Source organism: Curtobacterium sp. MCSS17_006, from assembly GCF_003234215.1.
Taxonomy (GTDB): Bacteria; Actinomycetota; Actinomycetes; order Actinomycetales; family Microbacteriaceae; genus Curtobacterium; species Curtobacterium flaccumfaciens.
In genome coordinates this window covers 202,049-222,372 of the sequence record NZ_QKSO01000004.1, presented here as the reverse complement: position 1 = coordinate 222,372, position 20,324 = coordinate 202,049, and the positions used below count along the sequence as shown (strand labels likewise).

The 20,324-nt window shown below is 71.4% G+C and carries 21 protein-coding genes and 2 tRNA genes; 18 read left to right on the top strand and 5 right to left on the bottom strand.

Annotation, left to right across the window (positions count from 1 at the left end; genetic code table 11):
• Window positions 1-19: 19 nt before the first annotated feature.
• Complete coding sequence (locus tag DEJ21_RS18150) at window positions 20-193, bottom strand: hypothetical protein (RefSeq protein WP_163343513.1); 174 nt, start codon at window positions 191-193, stop codon at window positions 20-22.
• Between the two features lie 158 nt (window positions 194-351).
• Between DEJ21_RS18150 and DEJ21_RS06275 the strand changes: the two genes are divergently transcribed.
• Window positions 352-1,665: a glycosyltransferase family 2 protein gene (locus DEJ21_RS06275; RefSeq protein WP_111224053.1), complete on the top strand. Its 1,314-nt coding sequence runs from the start codon at window positions 352-354 to the stop codon at window positions 1,663-1,665.
• 102 nt (window positions 1,666-1,767) lie between these two features.
• Here DEJ21_RS06275 and DEJ21_RS06270 read toward each other — a convergent pair whose 3' ends face one another.
• Window positions 1,768-3,096: a glycosyltransferase gene (locus DEJ21_RS06270; RefSeq protein WP_071405684.1), complete on the bottom strand. Its 1,329-nt coding sequence runs from the start codon at window positions 3,094-3,096 to the stop codon at window positions 1,768-1,770.
• Window positions 3,097-3,390: 294 nt separating this feature from the next.
• Between DEJ21_RS06270 and DEJ21_RS06265 the strand changes: the two genes are divergently transcribed.
• The 6 genes from DEJ21_RS06265 to DEJ21_RS06240 all read left to right on the top strand — a co-directional run bounded on the left by DEJ21_RS06265 (window position 3,391) and on the right by DEJ21_RS06240 (window position 8,899).
• Window positions 3,391-4,674, top strand: coding sequence for an ABC transporter substrate-binding protein (locus DEJ21_RS06265; RefSeq protein ID WP_111023949.1), 1,284 nt, complete (start codon window positions 3,391-3,393; stop codon window positions 4,672-4,674).
• 104 nt (window positions 4,675-4,778) lie between these two features.
• A complete protein-coding gene (locus DEJ21_RS06260; protein ID WP_111093393.1) occupies window positions 4,779-5,804 on the top strand; it encodes a carbohydrate ABC transporter permease in 1,026 nt (341 codons plus the stop codon).
• Window positions 5,805-5,869: 65 nt separating this feature from the next.
• The gene (locus DEJ21_RS06255) at window positions 5,870-6,712 is read left to right on the top strand and encodes a carbohydrate ABC transporter permease (RefSeq protein WP_241660376.1); all 843 of its coding nucleotides are present in this window, start codon (window positions 5,870-5,872) and stop codon (window positions 6,710-6,712) included.
• A gap of 5 nt (window positions 6,713-6,717) precedes the next feature.
• Window positions 6,718-7,215 (top strand): hypothetical protein, encoded by a 498-nt coding sequence (locus tag DEJ21_RS06250; RefSeq protein WP_111224052.1) that lies wholly within the window; start codon window positions 6,718-6,720, stop codon window positions 7,213-7,215.
• Between the two features lie 21 nt (window positions 7,216-7,236).
• The gene (locus tag DEJ21_RS06245; protein WP_111224051.1) at window positions 7,237-8,253 is read left to right on the top strand and encodes a LacI family DNA-binding transcriptional regulator; all 1,017 of its coding nucleotides are present in this window, start codon (window positions 7,237-7,239) and stop codon (window positions 8,251-8,253) included.
• A gap of 10 nt (window positions 8,254-8,263) precedes the next feature.
• Window positions 8,264-8,899: an MBL fold metallo-hydrolase gene (locus DEJ21_RS06240; protein WP_111224050.1), complete on the top strand. Its 636-nt coding sequence runs from the start codon at window positions 8,264-8,266 to the stop codon at window positions 8,897-8,899.
• 120 nt (window positions 8,900-9,019) lie between these two features.
• On the opposite strand, the gene DEJ21_RS06235 is transcribed toward DEJ21_RS06240, so the two are convergent.
• Window positions 9,020-9,916 carry a DUF72 domain-containing protein gene (locus tag DEJ21_RS06235; protein WP_111224049.1) on the bottom strand — a complete coding sequence of 299 codons (897 nt, stop codon included), beginning with the start codon at window positions 9,914-9,916 and terminating at the stop codon, window positions 9,020-9,022.
• A gap of 103 nt (window positions 9,917-10,019) precedes the next feature.
• Here DEJ21_RS06235 and DEJ21_RS06230 point away from each other — a divergent pair.
• From DEJ21_RS06230 to DEJ21_RS06210, 5 genes are all read left to right on the top strand, one after another.
• Window positions 10,020-10,095: transfer RNA gene (locus DEJ21_RS06230), tRNA-Glu, on the top strand.
• A gap of 33 nt (window positions 10,096-10,128) precedes the next feature.
• A tRNA-Glu gene (locus DEJ21_RS06225) sits at window positions 10,129-10,204 on the top strand.
• Between the two features lie 106 nt (window positions 10,205-10,310).
• Window positions 10,311-10,757, top strand: a complete 447-nt coding sequence (locus tag DEJ21_RS06220) for a CrcB family protein (RefSeq protein WP_111224048.1) — start codon at window positions 10,311-10,313, stop codon at window positions 10,755-10,757.
• Window positions 10,754-11,143, top strand: a complete 390-nt coding sequence (gene crcB, locus DEJ21_RS06215) for a fluoride efflux transporter CrcB (protein ID WP_111224047.1) — start codon at window positions 10,754-10,756, stop codon at window positions 11,141-11,143. Before DEJ21_RS06220 ends, crcB begins: the two co-directional genes overlap by 4 nt.
• Window positions 11,140-11,745: a histidine phosphatase family protein gene (locus tag DEJ21_RS06210; RefSeq protein WP_027465908.1), complete on the top strand. Its 606-nt coding sequence runs from the start codon at window positions 11,140-11,142 to the stop codon at window positions 11,743-11,745. Before crcB ends, DEJ21_RS06210 begins: the two co-directional genes overlap by 4 nt.
• 322 nt (window positions 11,746-12,067) lie before the next feature.
• On the opposite strand, the gene DEJ21_RS06205 is transcribed toward DEJ21_RS06210, so the two are convergent.
• Entirely contained in the window at window positions 12,068-13,135 is a 1,068-nt protein-coding gene (locus DEJ21_RS06205; RefSeq protein ID WP_111224046.1) for an FUSC family protein, read from the bottom strand.
• Between the two features lie 202 nt (window positions 13,136-13,337).
• Between DEJ21_RS06205 and leuC the strand changes: the two genes are divergently transcribed.
• The 6 genes from leuC to DEJ21_RS06175 all read left to right on the top strand — a co-directional run bounded on the left by leuC (window position 13,338) and on the right by DEJ21_RS06175 (window position 19,823).
• Entirely contained in the window at window positions 13,338-14,795 is a 1,458-nt protein-coding gene (gene leuC / locus DEJ21_RS06200) for a 3-isopropylmalate dehydratase large subunit (protein WP_111224045.1), read from the top strand.
• Window positions 14,795-15,391, top strand: a complete 597-nt coding sequence (gene leuD / locus DEJ21_RS06195) for a 3-isopropylmalate dehydratase small subunit (RefSeq protein ID WP_111023957.1) — start codon at window positions 14,795-14,797, stop codon at window positions 15,389-15,391. Before leuC ends, leuD begins: the two co-directional genes overlap by 1 nt.
• Window positions 15,391-16,758: a UDP-N-acetylglucosamine 1-carboxyvinyltransferase gene (gene murA / locus DEJ21_RS06190; RefSeq protein WP_111023958.1), complete on the top strand. Its 1,368-nt coding sequence runs from the start codon at window positions 15,391-15,393 to the stop codon at window positions 16,756-16,758. The genes leuD and murA overlap by 1 nt, the downstream gene beginning before the upstream one ends.
• Window positions 16,759-16,763: 5 nt before the next feature.
• A complete protein-coding gene (locus DEJ21_RS06185; protein ID WP_084741194.1) occupies window positions 16,764-17,588 on the top strand; it encodes a 1-acyl-sn-glycerol-3-phosphate acyltransferase in 825 nt (274 codons plus the stop codon).
• 79 nt (window positions 17,589-17,667) lie between these two features.
• On the top strand, window positions 17,668-18,681 hold the full coding sequence (locus tag DEJ21_RS06180; protein ID WP_031259730.1) for an NAD(P)H-dependent glycerol-3-phosphate dehydrogenase: 1,014 nt from the start codon (window positions 17,668-17,670) through the stop codon (window positions 18,679-18,681).
• A gap of 59 nt (window positions 18,682-18,740) precedes the next feature.
• Window positions 18,741-19,823 carry a D-alanine--D-alanine ligase family protein gene (locus tag DEJ21_RS06175; RefSeq protein ID WP_111047098.1) on the top strand — a complete coding sequence of 361 codons (1,083 nt, stop codon included), beginning with the start codon at window positions 18,741-18,743 and terminating at the stop codon, window positions 19,821-19,823.
• A 9-nt stretch (window positions 19,824-19,832) separates the two neighbouring features.
• On the opposite strand, the gene DEJ21_RS06170 is transcribed toward DEJ21_RS06175, so the two are convergent.
• The gene (locus DEJ21_RS06170; protein WP_111224044.1) at window positions 19,833-20,318 is read right to left on the bottom strand and encodes a DUF3515 family protein; all 486 of its coding nucleotides are present in this window, start codon (window positions 20,316-20,318) and stop codon (window positions 19,833-19,835) included.
• Window positions 20,319-20,324: the final 6 nt, after the last annotated feature.

Sequence of the window (20,324 nt, the reverse complement as noted above, 5' to 3'; positions counted from 1 at the left end):
AGTGCTCGAAAGCGTCGGATCAGCGCTTCTTGCGGAACTTCTGGCAGTCGCAGAGTGCGCAGTCCGTGCCCGGACGGTAGTGCTCGTGGGCGTCCTGCACGTGGCCGCAGACGCAGGTCACGGCGTCGACCACGAAGACGCTCTGTTCCGAGGGGAGCACGGCGCCGAGCTCGTCGGTGGGGCCCATCGACATGCGTCCTCCTCGTGCCCGGCGTGCTGCCGCCGAGTCGTCCTCACGATCCTACCGTCCGGGGAGTGTGCACTGGCGGCAAACCGCAAGTCGGACGACCGTCGCCGCAACCGCGGGCGGCCGCCGTTGACCCCGCAGCAGGCCCACCGGAGCATCGGACCATGACCGACCAGCAGGCCACCACCACCCGCGTGCTCACGCTCACGCCCGCGATGCCGTCCCCGGACGTGCCCGCCTGGGCCGGCGCGGCCTGGGTCGGCGCCGTCGACCGACAGGAGGCGCTCGCCGCGTCCGCCGTCGAACTCGCCGGCGCCACCGGCTTCCGCCGCGCCCGCCTGCTCGTCCGTGACGGACGCGAGATCGCCGGGTTCGTCGACGTCAGCGTCGACGCGGACGGCGGCGTGGACCCGGCCGAGCTGGGACCGGCCCTGCGCGCGCTGCGCACCACGGGCCTCCCGGCCGCCCCCGTGGGGACGCCGGTCGGGCGCATCTCCGTCGTCATCGGCACCCGCGACCGGCCGGACGACCTGCGCCGCTGCGTGCGCTCGGTGCTCGCGTCCGAGCACGACGACTTCGAGGTCCTGGTCGTCGACAACGCGCCCACCACCACCGCCACCCGCGACGTGGTCACGTCGCTCGCGGACCCGCGGCTGCGGTACGTCCTGGAGGCCCGACCCGGCGTCTCGCGCGCACGGAACGCCGGACTCGCCCTCGCGTCCGGGGCCGTGGTCGCCTTCGTCGACGACGACGTGGTCGTCGACCGGCACTGGCTCGCAGCGCTCGCCGACGCGTACGCCCGCGACGCGGACGTCGTCTGCGTGACCGGCCTCGTGCCCAGCGGCGAACTCCGGACCCCCACGCAGCGGTACTTCGACGAGCGCGTCACCTGGGCGCGCAACACCGACCGCCGGGTGTTCCGCACGTCGGCGCCGCCGGCCGACCTGCCGCTGTTCCCGTTCTCCGTCGGCGCGTTCGGCACCGGTGCCAACATGTCGCTCCGCCGCTCGGCCGCGCTCGCCCTGGGCGGGTTCGACGTCGCACTCGGCCCGGGCACCCTGGCCCGCGCCGGCGAGGACCCGGACCTGTTCACCCGGGTGCTCTTCTCCGGCGGCGCGCTCGCCGTGGAGCCCTCGGCCGTCGTCTGGCACAAGCACCGGCCGGACCGTGCGGCCCTGCGCTCGCAGGCGCTCGGCTACGGCACCGGCCTCGGCGCGTGGGTCGCGAAGCTCATGCTGCGCCCGCGCACCGCACTGGCCGTGCTCCGTCGGGCGGTCGGGGCGCTGCGGCAGCTCGGCGCGCTCGGACAGGGCACCGGTGCCGACGCCGACCAGGTGTCCGCCGCGGTGGACGCCGTGGGCGGGTGGCCGGTCGACGACGCGTTCCGCGAGGCGACGGCCGGCCTCAAGCGCGTCGAGCTCGTGGCGGCGCTCGGTGGCCCGTGGCGGTACGTCGTCGGGCGGTCGCGACGCGGGTGACCGCGCTCCGCGTGCACGGCACGCACCGGACGGACGGGAGGCCCGTGGCGACGCTGCCACGGGCCTCCCGTCCGTCCGGTGCGGACGTCTCCTGCACGCCGCCTACGGGCGGAAGCGGCCCTCCTCGACCTCGCGCCAGAACCGACGGCTGCGGAAGTACGCCGCCGGACCCGCCGGGAAGCCGCGGAACTCGTGGTACGCCAGCGAGCGCGGGATCCGGGTCGTGGAGGCCTCGGTGATGCTCTCGGCCGCGGCGTCACGCCGGCCGGCCAGTCGCGACACGAGCTGCTTCAGCTTGATCTTGCCGGCGCGGGGCATCAGCCGCGCGAGCACGAGCGCGTGCCGGCGGTCCTTCGCGATGAGCTCGCACATCAGCGCCGTGAACCCGACGCCGTTCGAGTGGAGCTGCCCGTGCAGCCCGGCGAGGTCCTGCCGGTGCCGGTGGTGGACGACCGCACGGGGTTCAAAGCCGATCCGGCCACCGCTCCAGAGGATGTCGATGAAGATCGCCAGGTCCTCGCCACCGCGGGCGGGCACACCGGCACCGAGCACGGGGTCGAACCCGCCGACGGCGTCGAACGCCGACCGTCGGACCGCCCAGTTCGCGCCGGCGCCGTAGCCGCCGATGCCGTACACGGCGAAGTGCTTCTGCACCGAGCCGTCGGGGCGGACGGCCCGGGCCTGCGCGTGCCGCATGACCCCGGGGACGTCGTCCGGCACGATCGTCACCGGCTGGAAGGTGCGCTCGCCGCTGAAGCCGCCGTAGTAGGCCTCGTACCAGATCTGCGCGGGGGTCTCGAGCTCGACGGGCAGGATCATCCCGGTGACCGCGGCGACCTCGGGCTCGCGGACGAAGCGCGTGCCGATGGACCGGAGCCACTGTGCGTCCACCCGGACGTCGTCGTCCGTGAACGCGATGATCTCGCCGTGCGCCGCTGCGACCCCGGCGTTGCGGCCGGCGGAGCAGCCCGGACGGCGTTCGGTGACCAGCCGGACGTCGCGGCCCTCGAGCAGCCCGGGCAGGGCGTCGACCTCGGGGAGCTTCACGCGGTTGTCGACGAGGATGACCTCGTACCGCGGGTAGTCGAGGTGCTCGAGGAAGTCGAGCAGCTTCCGGATGTCCTCGACCCGGGTGACGATGGTCGACACGACGATCGAGATGAGCGGGAGCTCGAGGTCGGGGATCGGGGTCTCCGTCGCACCGGAGGTCCGTGCGAGGCCGTCGACCAGGGGCGCCATCGCGCGGGCGGCGTCGGCCGGGTCCGCGGTGAGCAGCACGTCGAGGGTGGTGACGGGGAAGCCGTCGCGGTAGCCGACGACGAGCGCGGAGGAACCCGACTCGTCGGCGACCAGGCGCGGCAGCGGAGCGTCGAGGTCGACGCTGACGACCCGACGGGGGCCGGGCACGGTGACGGAGGAGTGCAGGGTCATGGTCGGGACGCTACGACCGCCCGCGGTGTCCGGACAACGGACCGGACCAGCAGTGGCGGGGTTCGTGCGGGGTTCCGCAGCGCGGTGCGTGTGCCCCCGACGGGGGTGAGCGCTCACCCAGGAAGCCACGGGAACCTCATGGGTCACGCTCAGGTCACGGAACCGATGCAACCGGTTGCGCTCCCGCCGGACCGGGCGTAGCTTCCTCCACCAGCAGGCAGCGGCGCCTGCTCCAGGGCAGTGTCGTCGAACCCGATCGATGCCCCCTGGTGATCTCAATGAGGAGACAACGCTGTGAAGACAACACGCTCCAGGGTGCGGTTCGCATCCGTTGCCGGGGTCGCCGTCATCGGCCTCGTGCTCACCGGCTGCTCGAGCGGGAGCTCCGGCGCCGGATCGGACGACGCCAAGAGCGGCCAGGACAGCCGCGGCCCCATCACCTACGTGCAGGGCAAGGACAACTCGAACGTCGTCCGCCCGCTCATCGCGAAGTGGAACAAGGCCCACCCGGACGAGAAGGTCACCTTCAAGGAACAGTCCGACCAGGCCGACCAGCAGCACGACGACCTCGTGCAGCACTTCCAGGCGAAGGACGAGAACTACGACGTCGTCGACGTGGACGTCGTCTGGACCGCCGAGTTCGCCGCGAAGAGCTGGCTGACGCCGCTGACCGGCGACATGGAGATCGACACCTCGAAGCTCCTGCCGTCGACGGTGAAGACCGCCACGTACAACGACACCCTCTACGCCGCTCCGCAGACGTCGGACGGCGCGCTGCTCTACTACCGCAAGGACCTCGTCAAGACGCCCCCGACGACGTGGGACGAGATGATGGACGACTGCAAGATCGCGAAGGACGCCGGCATCGGTTGCTACGCGGGGCAGTTCGCGAAGTACGAGGGACTCACCGTCAACGCCTCCGAGGCGATCAACGGCTCCGGCGGTTCGGTGCTCGGCAGCGACGGTGCGCCCGACGTCGACACCGACAAGGCGAAGGCCGGCCTGCAGAACCTGGTGGACGCGTTCGAGGACGGGAACATCCCGGCCGAGGCGATCACCTACCAGGAGGAGCAGGGCCGCACCGCGTTCGAAGCCGGCAAGCTGCTGTTCCTGCGCAACTGGCCGTACGTCTACAGCCTCGCCAAGACCGACGGCTCGTCGAAGGTCAAGGACACCTTCGGCATCGCGCCGATCCCCGGTGCCGACGGCGTCGGTGCCTCCACGCTCGGCGGCCACAACGCCGCGATCAGCGTGTACTCGAAGCACAAGGCCACGGCGCACGACTTCCTCGAGTTCCTGACCTCGGACGAGACGCAGAAGTTCTTCGCGACCCAGGGCTCGCTCGCCCCGGTCGTCGGTGACCTGTACACCGACCCCGAGCTGACGAAGCAGCTGCCCTACCTGCCGACGCTGCTCAAGTCGATCGAGTCGGCGGAGCCGCGCCCGGTCACGCCGTTCTACCCGGCCGTCACGAAGGCGATCCAGGACAACACCTACGCGGCGCTCAAGGGATCGAAGTCGGTCGACGAAGCCATGAAGGACATGCAGGACGCCCTCAAGTCGGCGACCAGCAGCTAGCGGCGCACGCCGCTTGATGGACGGGAGGCCCGTGGCGGGTCCGCCACGGGCCTCCCGTCCGCCCCCTACTTGCGTTCCGACACCCCCGGCAAGGAGGCCGACACGTGTCAGCAGCAACCGAGATCCCCGCAGCCATCCCCAACCCGACGGGCACGGAACCGAAGCGCCGACGGCGCAAGGGCGGACTCAACGCCGAGCACGGCCGCTGGGCCGTGTACCTCATCGGCCCGACGATCCTGCTCCTCGCGATCGTCATCGGCTACCCGGTCGTCAGTGCGATCATCCAGTCGTTCCAGCTCGACCAGGGCCTCGACAAGGCCACCGGCCTGTTCGTGCAGGGCGGGTTCGCCGGCATCACGAACTACGCGCACTGGCTCGGCCAGCAGTGCGGCAACGTCACGTGCCCGCCCGGCAGCCTCGGCTCGCAGTTCTGGGTGTCGATGGGCAACACGTTCTTCTTCACCGTCGTCACCGTGCTCGCCGAGACGGTGATCGGCGTGTGGATGGCCATCATCATGAACCGCAACTTCAAGGGCCGTGCCCTCGTCCGTGCCGCGATCCTGGTGCCGTGGGCGATCCCGACGGCCGTCACCGCGAAGCTCTGGTACTTCATCTTCGACGCGAACGGCGTGCTGAACCACGTCCTCGGGCAGCAGATCCTGTGGACGAGCGGCGAATGGGCGTCCCGGTGGGCGGTCATCATCGCCGACACCTGGAAGACCACGCCGTTCATGGCGCTCCTCATCCTGGCGGGACTCCAGCTCATCCCGGAGGAGGTCTACGAGGCCGGCAAGATGGACGGCGCGTCGACGTTCCAGCGCTTCGTGCTCATCACCCTGCCGCTGATCAAGCCCGCGCTGATGGTCGCGATCCTGTTCCGCGTGCTCGACGCGCTGCGCATGTACGACCTGCCCGCGATCCTCACCGGCGGTGGCGGTGGTTCCGGCAACGCCACCACGACCCTGTCGATCCTGGTCGTCGAACAGATCCGGCAGGGCTTCAACTCCGCGTCGGCCCTGTCGACCATCACGTTCCTGGTGATCTTCATCGTGGCGTTCGTCTTCGTCCGGTTCCTCGGCGCCAACGTCGTGCAGACGCAGGCCGCCCAGCAGAAGGGTGAACTCAAGTGACCCTCGCAGCAGACCGCCCCCGGTCCTCGGCCGCAGCACGCGACCGCGCCGTCGACCGCACCGAGGTGCGCGTGCGCCGCGACACCGGGCCGCGCATCCGCACGGCCGTGCAGGCGATCGTCATCGCCGTGTGGTGCCTCCTGCCGTTCTACTGGATGGTGGTGACGAGCTTCCGCGACGTCGGGTTCACGTTCGACGCCACCCCGTGGCCGACGCACGTCACGCTCGACAACTACGCGACGGCGTTCTCCACGTCGCTCGGCAACCACCTCGGTCGGGCGCTCGCGAACAGCCTGCTCATCGGTGGGGTCGTGACGATCATCGCCCTGCTCGTCGGCACCACGGCGGCGTACGCCCTCGCCCGGCTCGAGTTCCGCGGCAAGTCGCTCATCGCCGGCGCGATCCTGGCCGCGTCGATGTTCCCCGGCGTCGCCCTCATCTCGCCGCTGTTCCAGCTGTTCACCGACATCGGGTGGATGGGGTCGTACCAGGCGCTCATCCTGCCGAGCATCTCGTTCGTGCTGCCGCTGACCGTGTACACGCTCGCGTCGTTCTTCCGCGAGATGCCGTGGGACCTCGAAGAGGCAGCCCGCATCGACGGGTGCACCCGGGTGCAGGCGTTCCGGCGGATCATCCTGCCGCTCGCGGCGCCCGCGGTGTTCACCACGGCGATCCTGGCGTTCATCTCGAGCTGGAACGAGTACCTCATCTCGTCGCAGCTGTCGAGCGACGCGACCCAGCCGGTGACCGTGGCGATCGCCTCGTTCGCCGGGTCGCAGCCGCACCAGGAGCCCTACACGGCGGTGATGGCCGCCGGCACGATCGTCACGATCCCGCTGGTCATCCTCGTGCTGATCTTCCAGCGGCGCATCGTGGCGGGGCTCACCGCCGGCGGCGTGAAGGGCTGACGACCATGGCCCAGCGCGGACCCACCCGTCCCACCGCCCACATCGAGGAGTCGATCGGCTTCGTCGGGATGTTCGGCGTCCTGTTCCTCGGCGTCACGGTGTTCTGCGAGCTCACCGGGCGGCCGGTGCTCGGCTGGGCGCTCACCCTGCTCGTGTGCGTGCTCGGCGTCGTCGCCCTGGACCGGTGGCGGGTCGCCGTCCTCCGCCGGACCGCACCGCAGGACGGGACGGGTGCGTCCGTGCCCCGGGGCGTCGGTGCTGCGCCCGCGGTCGCCCCGGTGCACACGTCGGTCACCGACCCCACCGGTCGCCGACCCCGACCCGGCGCGGACGGACGGGTGCACCAGCACGCCGGCTGGGACGAGGTCGCACCGGCTGCACGACGGCCGGCGCGCCCCGCACGGGTCCCGCAACGCCGGGCGGACCGCGGCGTGCCCGCGGTGGCGGCCCGACGGGGTGGACCCGACGCACCGGCGGACGTGACGCACGGCACGGACGGCTGACGGGCCTCCCGGGTCGCACCGATGGGGATCCAGGAGATCGCGACCGTCACGGGGCTGTCGAAGTCCACCGTCTCGCGGGCGCTCCGCGGCATGTCGAACGTGGCCGACACCACGATCGAGCAGGTGCAGCGGGTCGCCGACGAACTCGGGTACGTCCCGAGCTCGGCGGCGGCCGGCCTCGCCACCGGGCGTCAGCGCGCCGTCGGGGTGGTCGTGCCCGTCATCGACCGCTGGTTCTACGTGAAGGCACTCGGCGGCGTCGACGCGGAACTCCGCCAGGCCGGGTACGACCTGGTCCTCTACAACCTCGGCGGCCCGGGCGGCGACCGCGACCGGGCGTTCCGACGCTCGATGCTGCGCCACCGCGTCGACGGCCTCGTCCTGCTCTCCCTGGTGCTCGACGCCACCGAACGGGCCGAGCTCGAACTCAGCCGGCACCCCATGGTCGTCATCGGCGGCCCGGCACCGGGCCTGCGCAACGTGGGCGTCGACGACCGCGAGGTCACCCGGATCGCGGTCGAGCACCTGCACGGCCTCGGCCACCGGCGCATCGCCTACGTCGGCGGGCAGGACGAGGCCGGCATGAACGTCGCCGTGCCGCACCTGCGACGGGACGGGTTCCTCGACGCCGTGCGGTCGTCGGGACACGCCGTGCCGGAACGGTGGTCCCTCGACGGCCGGTTCTCGTTCGCCGGCGGGACCGCCGCCGGGGCCGTGTTGTTCGCCGAGCCGGCGTCGGAGCGTCCGACGGCGGTGCTCTGCGCCTCGGACGAGATGGCCCTCGGCGTCCTGCTCGCCGCACGCCGAGCCGGACTCGCGGTCCCGGAGGACGTGTCCGTGATGGGGGTCGACGGCCACGAGTACGGCGCCACCGTCGGACTCACCACCGTCGCGCAGGACCCGGTGGCCCAGGGACGCACCGCTGCACGGGCGGTGCTCGCCGAGGTCGACGGCGGTGTCGCCGGCCCGATCGCGGCGGCACCAGCGCACCTGGTCGTCCGCGCGACCACGGGACCCCGCCCGCACCGTCCCGCGTAGGGTCGCCCGCATGGAGGTCACCAAACTCGAACACGCCTGCCAGGTCATCACCGAGGGGGACGCCCGCCTGGTCCTCGACCCGGGGAACTTCACCCGACCGGTCGACGCGACCGGGGTCGTCGCCGTCGTCGTCACACACGAGCACCCGGACCACGTCACCCCCGAGCAGGTCCGGCGCATCCTCGACGCCAACCCCCGTGCGGTCGTCATCGGACCGGAGGGCGTGCGCGCGGCGCTCGCCGAGGCGGGTGTCACGGTGGACGTCGTCACGGACGGCGACCACCGGACGGTCGGCCCGTTCACGCTCACCTTCCACGGCACGCGGCACCAGCTGATCCACTCCTCGGTGCCGATCGTCGACAACACCGGCGTGCTCGTGAACGGCCGGCTGTTCCACCCGGGCGACTCCTACACGGACCCGGGCGTCCCGGTCGAGGTCCTCGCGGCACCCGTCGGGGCGCCGTGGCTCAAGGTCGCCGAGATGATGGACTACGTCGCCGCGATCGCGCCGTCCCGGGCGTACCCGATCCACGAGGCCACCCTGTCCGAGGTCGGCCTCGGCATGCACACGGGCCGGCTCCGCGAGGCCGTCGAGCCCGGCGGGTCGCTCGTCGTGCTGCGTCCGGGGGAGTCGCTGACGCTCTAGGGCTGCGCTGCGCGGCGCTGCGCGGCCTGGAGGCCCGTGGCGGCGCCGCCACGCGCCTCCTGTCCGTCACCGAGTGAGCAGGAACGGTCGGGTCCGTGCGCCCGAGGCGACCGTTCCTGCTCACGAAGCGCGGCGCAGTCGCGCCGCGACCAGGCGGTCGAGCGCCAGGGCGTCCCACGGAGCGTGCCGCTCGGCGTCGTTGTCGAAGTACACGTAGACGTCCCGACCGGCCTCGGCGTGCTCGAGGACCGTCGTCGCCCACCCGCCGAGTGCCTGGGGCGAGTACCCGTCGTGGTAGGTCCGGGGTGCGCCGTGCAACCGGAGGTACGCGAGTGGTGCCCCGGTGTCCGCCCGGAAGCGGGGGAAGTCGCCGGCGTGCGAGTCGACCAGGGCGATGCGGTGTCGGCGCAGCACGTCGAGGTGCTCGTCGCCGAAGCCGGCGGCCCGGACCTCGAGCGCGTGGTCGATCGACCACGCCGGTTCCTCGGGCACCACGAGACCGTCCGGTTCGCCGGGGACCTTGTCGTCGTGATGGCGAGCGAGCTCAGCGGCGGCACCGTGCGTCCGGGGGAGCAGCCCGAGGAACGCGTCGAGCACCTCCGGCGTCGGCAGCAGGCGCTCGGGCAGCTGCCAGAGCACCGGCCCGAGGGTGTCCCCGAGCTCCAGCGGACCCGAGGCGAAGAAGTTCGCCAGCGCGGTCTCGACGTTCCGCAGCCGCAGCATGTGCGTGACGTACCGGCCGCCCTTGACCGCGAACCGGAACGGCTGCCCGCCCGAGGCCGCACGCCACGCCCGGTAGCGCGCCGGGCGCTGCAGCGAGTAGAAGGGCCCGTTCAGCTCCACCGTCGGGAACCGCGACGCCACGTGCTCGAGCCACCGCCGCTTCGCGAGGCCGTCGGGGTAGAAGTCCCCACGCCAGCCGTCGTACTGCCACCCGCACAGGCCGATCCGGACCGTGGCCGACGGGCAGCCGCTCACGTGTCTGGCCCGGGCGATCGCGTCGTGGTCGGCCGTCATCGATCCACCGTATGCCTGCTCCGACATGGCGGCACACCCGGGCGACACGCCCCGTTTTGGTGCGGATGCGAGCCTTGTGCAATACTTGTCGAGTTGTCGGAACGGCCCCATCGTATAGCGGCCTAGTACGCTGCCCTCTCACGGCGGTAACGCGGGTTCGAATCCCGCTGGGGTCACCACAGGTGACATGCTCCGAGTCCGACAACAGCCGCGGCCCCATCGTATAGCGGCCTAGTACGCTGCCCTCTCACGGCGGTAACGCGGGTTCGAATCCCGCTGGGGTCACCAGCACGCAAACCCCCGTCCAGCTCCGGCTCGGCGGGGGTTTCGTCGTCTCGGCTAGCCTGGATCGTCCCCGTCACCCGGGGAACGATCGCCTCGCGACGGGAGCACGATGCACGCCGAACGCCCACCGCACCTGCGCTGGAGGCTCGTCGCCCTCGTCGCCCTCGGCGGCGCGATCGGGACGGCCGTCCGAGCACTCCTCGCCGCGGCGTTCCCCGCGCACGACGGGATCAGCTGGACCATCCTCGGGATCAACGTCGTCGGGGCGTTCTGCCTCGGGTTCCTGCTCGACGCGCTCGCACGCCGCGGCCCCGACATCGGTCGTCGTCGCGCGGTCCGGCTGTTCGTCGGCACCGGCGTCCTCGGCGGATTCACGACCTACAGCACGCTTGCGGACGACACCGCGCAGCTGCTCGACCTCGGGCGCTGGACGGCGGGCACCGGGTACGCGCTGCTGTCGGTCGTGCTCGGACTCGTCGCGGTCGTCCTCGGTCTGTGGGCCGCCGCGGCCACCCGGCCCCGCACGCGCCCCGAACCCCGAGAGGACGCCCGATGAGCCCGGTCGAACTGGTCCTGGTCGCCGTCGGCGGGGGAGCCGGCGCCTCGCTCCGCTTCGTGCTCGACGGGCTCGTCAAGGGTCGCGTCGCCGGTTCCCGGTTCGCCGGGTTCCCGGTCGGGACCCTGCTCATCAACGTGTCCGGATCGCTCGTGCTCGGGGTCCTGACGGGCCTCGGGCAGGCCGGCACCATCCCCGCCTCGACGGTCGCTGTGCTCGGGACGGGCATGATGGGTGGGTACACGACGTTCTCGACGGCGAGCGTCGAGACCGTACAGCTCCTCCGATCCGGCAAGACCCGGCTCGCCGTCCTGAACGGCCTCGGGATGCTCGTCGTCTCGGTCGGCGCAGCTGCGCTCGGCCTCTGGATCGGAAGGAACTCATGACCTCGGAACGCCCCGGCGAACTCGTCCTCGTCCGTCACGGAGAGACGGAGTGGTCGAAGAGCGGGCAGCACACCGGCCGCACCGACATCCCGCTCACCGACAACGGTGTCGAGCAGGCGAAGCGCGCAGGCCGGTACCTCGGGGACCGGTCGTTCGCGCTGGCGCTGTCGAGCCCGCTGCAGCGCGCCCGCGACACCGCGCACCTGATCGGCGTCGAGCCGGAGCTCGACGAGGACCTGTACGAGTGGGACTACGGCGCGTACGAGGGCCTCACCACCCCGCAGATCAAGGTGCTGCGTCACGGTCCGTGGGACCTCTGGACCGACGGGGTCCCTGCCGGCGACACCCCCGGTGAGAACGCCGCCGAGGTCCGGGTCCGCGTCGAGCGCATCCTGAACCGTGCCCGACCGGTGCTCGCCGAGGGCCACGACGCGGTGTTCATCGCTCACGGCCACGTGCTGCGCGCGCTCGGTGCCGCGTGGATCCGGCTCGCGCCGCAGGACGGCGCCGTGCTGAAGCTCGGCACCGCCTCGGTCAGCATCCTCGGCTACGAACACGGCCGCCCCGTCATCGACGCCTGGAACATCCAGCCGCGCGACTGACGCGCTGGTGGGGTGGACGGGCTCGCGAAAGCGACAGATCCCCGCGGTTGTTCCGCAGCGATCTGTCGCTTTCGCAGGACGCAGTGGTTGCGACCATCGGCGGACGGGAGGCCCGTGGCGGCGCCGCCACGGGCCTCCAGTCCGCCGTCCACGCACGTTCCTTCCCCTGTCACGCGCGATGGCAGGCGGAATCGGGCGTCCCTGGTCGAAAGGAACGACCAGGGACGCCCGGTTCGACCAGGGACGCCCGGTTCGACCAGGGACGCCCGGTTCGACCAGGTACGCCCGACTCGACCCGGTACGCCCGGTCCGACCGGGCGCGTCAGACGGTCCGGATCGCGCTCGTCGCACCCAGGGCACGGCCGCGCCGGCGCTCGATCGCGCGCCCGACGAGCAGCAGCCCCACGCTGACCACGGCACCGAGCACGGTCTGCGCGATGCGGTCGAGCGCCAGCAGCTGGGGTGCCTCGGGCAGGCTCAGCCACGACACCGCCAGGGCGAGCGGGGTGAGGAACAGCAGGCACACGGCGTAGTTCCGGGCGACGAAGATCTCGGCGAAGAACTGCCCGACGACGGCCAGCACGACGATCCACCACGCCGACGGCTCGAGCAGCAGGATGCCGACCGCGATCACGGTGCCGCCGATCGTGCCGACCACACGCTGCCCGGCGCGGACGACGGTGTGCCGCTGCCGGATCGCCGGCAGGGTCGAGACCACCGCGATGACCGCCCAGTAGGGGTGCCCGAGCCCGGGGATCGACTCCGCGACCGCACCCGCGACGAGTGACCCGACGACGTTGAGCGCGACGGTCTCCCAGAGCGCCGGCGTGCGCAGGACCGCGAGCGACCGGTGCTTGCGGTCGGCCAGCGGGCGGAACCGGTGCGGGGCGTGCGGGTGGAGCACCCGACGGAGCACCGCACCGGACATCGCGACGAGCCAGGCCCAGACCACCGAGCAGACGATGATCGTCGTGACGAGCGGGACGTCGGCCGGGCGCATCGGCATGAGTGCGGACACGACGAACGCGAACACCGGGAAGATCGGCTGCGCGGGGATCGCCCGGAGCGTGGAGAGGGTGCAGACCGCGACCACCAGGACGACGACGAGGCCCACGGCCTGCAGCCAGAGCGGCGATCCGACGAGCCCGACCCCGATGCCGGCGAACATGCAGAGCGCCTGCAGCGCACCCGCGACGCCGGTCGTGACGGCACGCTGCCGGTAGGGCTCGGTCGCGCCGAAGATGGCGGTGAACCCGGCGAACATGGCGAAGGCGGCGTACCCCGGCATGCCGAGGGCGATGAGCAGCGCGAGCGGTGCGCCACCGGCGATCGCGGCGCGTGCCGCGCCCTCGAGGTTGATGGTCCGGGTCGAGTGCGCAGGTGTCGTCATGTCGTCACCATCTTCCCACCGCGACAGGTGTCGGGGAGTCGCCACGGGCCTCCAGGCCGTGCCGTCACGGGGTGACGGGCGTGCGACGGCGGGGTGACGGACCCGCGGCGGGCGGGGTGCCGCGCTTTGGTATACCAATGGTAGAGTCGCCTGATCGCGCCGCGGTCGCGGCGCAACGACGAGGACGAGGAGGGCTGAGCTCATGGGAAAGACGCTCGCCGAGAAGGTGTGGGACGACCACGTCGTGGTCAAGGGCGAGGACGGCAACCCCGACCTCCTCTACATCGACCTCCACCTCGTGCACGAGGTGACGAGTCCGCAGGCGTTCGACGGCCTGCGGCAGGCCGGGCGACCGGTGCGTCGCCTCGACCTGACGATCGCGACCGAGGACCACAACACCCCGACGCTCGCCATCGACCGCCCCATCGCGGACCCGACGAGCCGGATCCAGATCGAGACCCTCCGTCGCAACTGCGAGGAGTTCGGCGTCCGGCTGCACTCCCTGGGCGACAAGGAGCAGGGCATCGTCCACGTGGTCGGTCCGCAGCTCGGCCTGACCATGCCCGGCATCACCGTGGTCTGCGGCGACTCGCACACCAGCACCCACGGGGCCTTCGGCGCGATGGCGTTCGGCATCGGCACGTCCGAGGTCGAGCACGTGCTCGCCACGCAGACCCTGCCGCTCAAGCCGTTCAAGACGATGGCGATCACGGTCGAGGGCACGCTGCGCCCGGGGGTGACGGCGAAGGACATCATCCTGGCCGTCATCGCGAAGATCGGCACCGGCGGCGGCCAGGGCTACGTGCTCGAGTACCGCGGCTCCGCGATCCGCGCCCTCTCGATGGAGGGCCGCATGACGATCTGCAACATGTCGATCGAAGCCGGTGCCCGCGCCGGCATGGTCGCCCCCGACCAGACCACCTACGACTACGTGCAGGGCCGCGACCACGCGCCCACCGGCCAGGACTGGGACGACGCCGTCGCGTACTGGGAGACGCTCGCCACCGACGACGACGCCGTGTTCGACGCCGAGGTGTTCATCGACGCGGACGAGCTCGAGCCCTTCGTCACCTGGGGCACGAACCCCGGCCAGGGCGTCTCGCTGTCCGAGAGCGTGCCGGACCCGGCCGCCTACAGCGACCCCAACGACCAGGCCGCCGCACGCCGCGCCCTGGAGTACATGGACATCACCGTCGGCACCCCGATGAAGGACATCGCCGTCGATGCGGTGTTCATGGGGTCCTGCACGAACTCGCGCATCGAGGACCTGCGGGCCTTCGCGTCGATCATCAAGGGCCGCACCAAGGCCGACGGCGTCCGGGTGATGGTCGTGCCCGGCTCCGCGCGCGTCCGGCTCGAGGCCGAGGCCGAGGGGCTCGACAAGGTCTTCACCGAGTTCGGCGCCGAGTGGCGGTTCGCCGGCTGCTCGATGTGCCTCGGGATGAACCCGGACCAGCTGGCACCGGGGGAGCGCTGCGCCAGCACCTCGAACCGCAACTTCGAGGGCCGCCAGGGCAAGGGCGGCCGCACACACCTGGTGTCGCCGCTCGTCGCCGCGGCCACCGCGGTGCGCGGCACGCTGTCCAGCCCGTGGGACCTGGAGACCGACGACGAGATCGCGGCGGCGACGTCCGCCACCGCCACCGACGGGACCTTCTGATGGACAAGATCACCACCGTCACCGGCATCGCTGCCCCGCTCAAGCGGTCCAACGTCGACACCGACCAGATCATCCCCGCGGTCTACCTGAAGCGCGTGACGAAGACCGGCTTCGAGGACGCCCTGTTCTCCGGGTGGCGTCAGGACCCCGACTTCGTCCTGAACCAGGAGCGCTACCAGGGCGCCCGCGTCCTGATCGCCGGCCCCGACTTCGGCACCGGGTCGTCCCGCGAGCACGCCGTCTGGGCGCTCCGTGACTTCGGCTTCTCGGTCGTGATCTCGCCCCGGTTCGCGGACATCTTCCGGGGCAACGCCGGCAAGCAGGGCCTGGTCACCGCGATCGTGACCGAACCGGAAGTCGAGCGCCTGTGGGCCGCCATCGAGGCGAACCCGGGCATCGAGGCGACGGTCGACCTCGTGACCCAGCGCGTGTCGCTGGGGGATGTGGACGTCCCCTTCGAGATCGACGCTTACACTCGTTGGCGGTTGATGGAAGGGCTCGACGACATCGGGCTCACCCTCCGTGACGAGACCTCGATCACGGAGTTCGAATCCCGCCGCTCCAGTTGGCGGCCGAAGACATTGCCGGTGAAGTAGTGAACTCTCTCGTACAGGACGCAGCGGCCGCAGGGGCGCGCGTGGGCCTCAAGTCGGACGAGATCGTCATCCGCGGGGGCAAGCCGCTCGTGGGACGCATCGAGGTCCGTGGGGCGAAGAACCTCGCGACCAAGGCCATGGTGGCGTCGCTGCTCGGTGACACCCCGTCGATCCTCCGTGACGTGCCGGACATCTCCGACGTCAAGGTGGTCCGCGGGCTGCTCGAGGTGCACGGCGTGCGCATCACCGATCCTGCACGAGGCGAACTCATCCTCGACCCGTCGCGGGTCGAGTCGGCGCACTTCGCCGAGATCGACGCGCACGCCGGCTCGAGCCGCATCCCGATCCTGTTCTGCGGTCCGCTGCTGCACAAGCTCGGCGAGGCGTTCATCCCCGACCTCGGCGGCTGCCGCATCGGCGACCGTCCGATCGACTTCCACCTCGACGCCCTCCGCGCCATGGGTGCGGTCGTCGACAAGCAGGTCAACGGCATCCACCTGACGGCCCCGGACGGCCTGAAGGGCGCCTCGATCGAGCTGCCGTACCCGAGCGTCGGCGCCACCGAGCAGGTCCTGCTCTCCGCGACCCTCGCCAAGGGCGTCACCGAGCTGCGGAACGCCGCGATCGAACCCGAGATCATGGACCTCATCGCGATCCTGCAGAAGATGGGCGCCATCGTCTCGGTCGAGCCGAACCGCGTCATCTTCATCGAGGGCGTCGAGTCGCTCCGCGGCTACACGCACCGCGCGATCAACGACCGCAACGAGGCCGCGAGCTGGGCCTCCGCCGCGCTCGCCACCAACGGCGACATCTTCGTCGAGGGCGCGAACCAGCAGGAGCTCATGACGTTCCTCAACGTCTTCCGCAAGGTCGGCGGCGGGTTCGACATCCAGGAGGACGGCATCCGGTTCTACCGCGAGCTGGACACCCTGAAGCCCGTCGTCATCGAGACCGACGTGCACCCCGGCTTCATGACGGACTGGCAGCAGCCGCTCATCGTCGCGCTGACCCAGGCCGACGGCCAGAGCATCGTGCACGAGACCGTCTACGAGAACCGCTTCGGCTTCACCGACGCCCTGAACGAGATGGGTGCCGACATCGTCGTGCACAAGGAGGGGCTGCCCGGCCACGACCGCCGTGTCGCCCGCCGCCCGTTCGAGCAGGCCGCCGTCATCACCGGTCCGACGAAGCTGCACGCCGCCAACGTCCGCGTCCCCGACCTGCGCGGCGGGTTCAGCCACCTCATCGCGGCGCTGACCGCCGACGGCGAGTCGCACATCACCAACGTCGGCATCATCAGCCGCGGCTACGAGCACTTCATCCCGAAGCTGCGCAAGCTCGGCGCCGACTTCGACTTCGCTGGGTAGGCACCGTGCCGGCAGAAGGAAAAGGCGACGGTCTGGAGGCCCGTGGCGGCTCCGACGCGCAGGTCGCGACCGGCCTCCCCGTCCGTGGGCGCCGGTGGCGCCGCGGCGAGCTGAACACCGCGTTCCGGATCGTCGCATCGATCGTCATCCCGACGTTCCGGTTCTCGGCGCGCTACCACTGGCACGGCCCGAACCGCCTGCCGGCGGAGGGCGCGTTCGTGCTCGCACCGAACCACTTCACGAACATCGACCCGCTGGTCGTGGGCACCGCCGTGTACATCTCGAAGCGGGCGCCGCGGTTCCTCGCGAAGGCGTCGCTGTTCAAGGTGCCGGTGGTCGGCAAGCTCATGTCCGGCATGGGGCAGATCCCGGTCGAACGCTCCGGCCGGACGCGTCTGAGCGACCCGCTCGGTGGCGGCCGGTCCCTGGTCGAGCAGGGTGGGGCGATCATCGTCTACCCCGAGGGCACGCTCACCCGCGACCCCGACCTGTGGCCGATGCGCGGCAAGACGGGCGCGGTGCGGATCGCGCTCGAGAACGACGTGCCGCTCATCCCGATGGCCCACTGGGGCACGCAGAACATCATGGCCAGGTACGGCAAGAAGCTCCGGCTGTTCCCGCCGTCCCGCGTCGACGTGATCATCGGTGACCCGGTCGACCTGTCGGCGTACCGCGGTCGGCAGATCGACCAGCAGATGCTCGGCGAGGCCACGGAACTCGTCATGCGCGAGATCACCGCGCTGCTCGAGGTGCTCCGTGGCGAACGGGCACCCGCGACCCGCTGGGACCCGGCGGCGAACAACCAGAAGGAGACCGGCCGGTTTGAGTGACCTCCGACCCCACGACGACCGACCCGACCCCGCCGTCGCGGCTCCTGGGGCCTTCGACACCGCCGCGATCCGCGTGGTCATGCAGTCGACCGACAAGCCCCGGGTGGCCGTGATCGGTGCCGGCAGCTGGGGCACCACCTTCGCGAAGGTGCTGGCCGAGGGCGGTGCGTCCACCGTGGTGTGGGCCCGACGCCCCGAGGTCGCCCGCGAGATCACCGAGACCAAGCGCAACTCGGACTACCTGCCCGGCATCAACCTGCCCCGCACCCTGACCGCCTCGACGTCGCTCGAGCGCGTGCTCGACGGCGCCTCGCAGGTGTACGTCTCGGTGCCCTCGCAGACCCTGCGCTCCAACCTCGCCGCGATCCGCGAGCTGCTGCCGGCCGACGTGCCGGTCGTCAGCCTGATGAAGGGCGTCGAGAAGAGCACGGGTCTGCGGATGAGCGAGGTCCTGCTGCAGGGCCTCGGCATCGACCAGGACCGCATCGCGGTGGCCAGCGGCCCGAACCTGGCGCTCGAGATCGCCCGTCGGCAGCCGACCGCCGCCGTGGTGTCGTCGTCCTCGCTGGAGACCGCCACCGACGTCGCCGCCGTCGCGACGAACCCGTACTTCCGGTCGTTCATCAACACCGACGTCATCGGCACCGAGTTCGGCGGTGTGCTGAAGAACCTCATCGCCGTCGCGATCGGCATCGTCGACGGGGTCGGGTACGGCGAGAACACCAAGGCCTCGATCATCACGCGCGGCCTCGCCGAGATGACCGACTTCGCGGTGTCGCTCGGCGCGCAGTCGTCCACGCTGTCCGGGCTCGCGGGCCTCGGCGACCTCATCGCCACGTGCCAGTCGCCGCTGTCGCGGAACAACACCGCCGGGCGGTTGCTCGGCCAGGGCTACCGGTTCGACGAGGTCGTCCGCCAGATGAACCAGACGGCGGAGGGGCTGGCCTCGGTCGCCCCGATCCTCGAGCTGGCCGCGGCGAACGGCGTCGACATGCCCATCGTCAGCCAGGTCGGCGAGGTCCTCGCCGGTAGGCTCGATCCGCGCAACATCGCGCCGCACCTCACCGAGACCGACGAGCCGCAGGGCGAGTGACCGGTCCCGCACCGAGTCACGAAGGGACTCCCGTGCCCACGATCCCCGAGGGAACCCCCATGCCCAGGACCACCGTCGCCGTGCTCTTCGGCGGTCGCTCGAGCGAGCACGAGATCAGCTGTGTGACCGCCGGCGGCATCATGGACGTCGTCGACCGGGCCGAGTACGACCTCGTGCCGATCGGGATCACCCAGGACGGTGCCTTCACGCTGCAGTCGGACGACCCGGCGCAGTGGACCATCCGCGACGGCGCGCTGCCGACGGTGCCCGACAACGGCACGCGGATCGCGTTCCCGACCTCGCCGGCCACCAACGAACTCGTCGTCTCCCACCCCGACGGCACCGTCACCGCGATCCCGGTCGACGTGGTGTTCCCGATCCTGCACGGCCCCTTCGGCGAGGACGGCACGATCCAGGGCCTGCTCGAGATCGCCGGGCTGCCCTACGTCGGCGACGGCGTGCTCGCGAGCGCCCTGGCGATGGACAAGCACGTCGCCAAGGCCGTGCTCGAGCACGCCGGGCTGCGGGTCGCCCCGTGGACCACGGTGCTCCGCCGGCAGTGGGCGGCCGACCCGGTCGACGTCGCCGAGACGATCGCCGCCCACGGCTGGCCGCTGTTCGTCAAGCCGGCCCGCGCCGGGTCGAGCATGGGTGTCTCACGCGTCGACGAGCCCTCGCAGCTGGGTGCCGCCATGGACCTGGCGTTCGAGCACGACTCCAAGGTCATCGTCGAGCCCCGTGTGATCGGCCGCGAGGTCGAGGTCGCCGTGCTCGAGGGCCGTGACGGTGTGCCGCGCACGAGCCTGCCGGGCGAGATCGTGGTGGCCGAGGATGGCTTCTACGACTTCGCCTCGAAGTACCTGGGCGGCGACGAGTCGCTGCTCTGCCCGGCACCGCTGACCGACGACGAGACCGACGAGATCCGCTCCATCGGTGCCCGCGCGTTCGAGGCCATCGGTGGCTCGGGGCTGGCCCGTGTCGACTGCTTCCTGACCGACGACGGCTTCGTCGTGAACGAGGTCAACACGATGCCGGGCTTCACGCCGCTGTCGATGTACCCGCGCTGCTGGGCGGCGTCGGGGGTGTCCTACGGTGAGCTGATCACGGAGCTCATCGAGCTGGGTCGCGCCGCCGTCCGCTGACCAGTTCGGTCAGCCCTGCACGTCCGCCGGGTCGAGGCACTCGTGCCCGTCCTTCGGCAGTGACGACACGGCGTCGGACAGCTCCTGCACGACCGATGACGTGGTCTTCGTCGAGTCGACCACGACCTGCACGGCCGGTGACCGACCGAACGTCGTGTAGACGACCTGGTCGCCGCGGTCGTCGCGGATCCAGTCGACGCCGCCCTGCGAGAAGCACGGCAGGTCGGACACGGTGGGGACGGCGACACCGCAGTGGTAGATCGCCACCTCGGGGTCGCCCCAGGCCGCCGTGGCCTGCGCGTTCGTGTTCCGCAGGTCGAACTTCGAGTCCACGGTCGCGGGCAGTCGGACCTGCACGGCCGCACACGCCGCTGCGTTCGCCGACGGGGCGGCGGACATCGACACGGCGTTCGTGCACCCGGTCAGTCCGGCGGCGAGGGTGATCACGGCCCCCAGGATCGCGAGGGTGCGAGGGGTGCGGCGCGCGGTGTCCATCGCCGT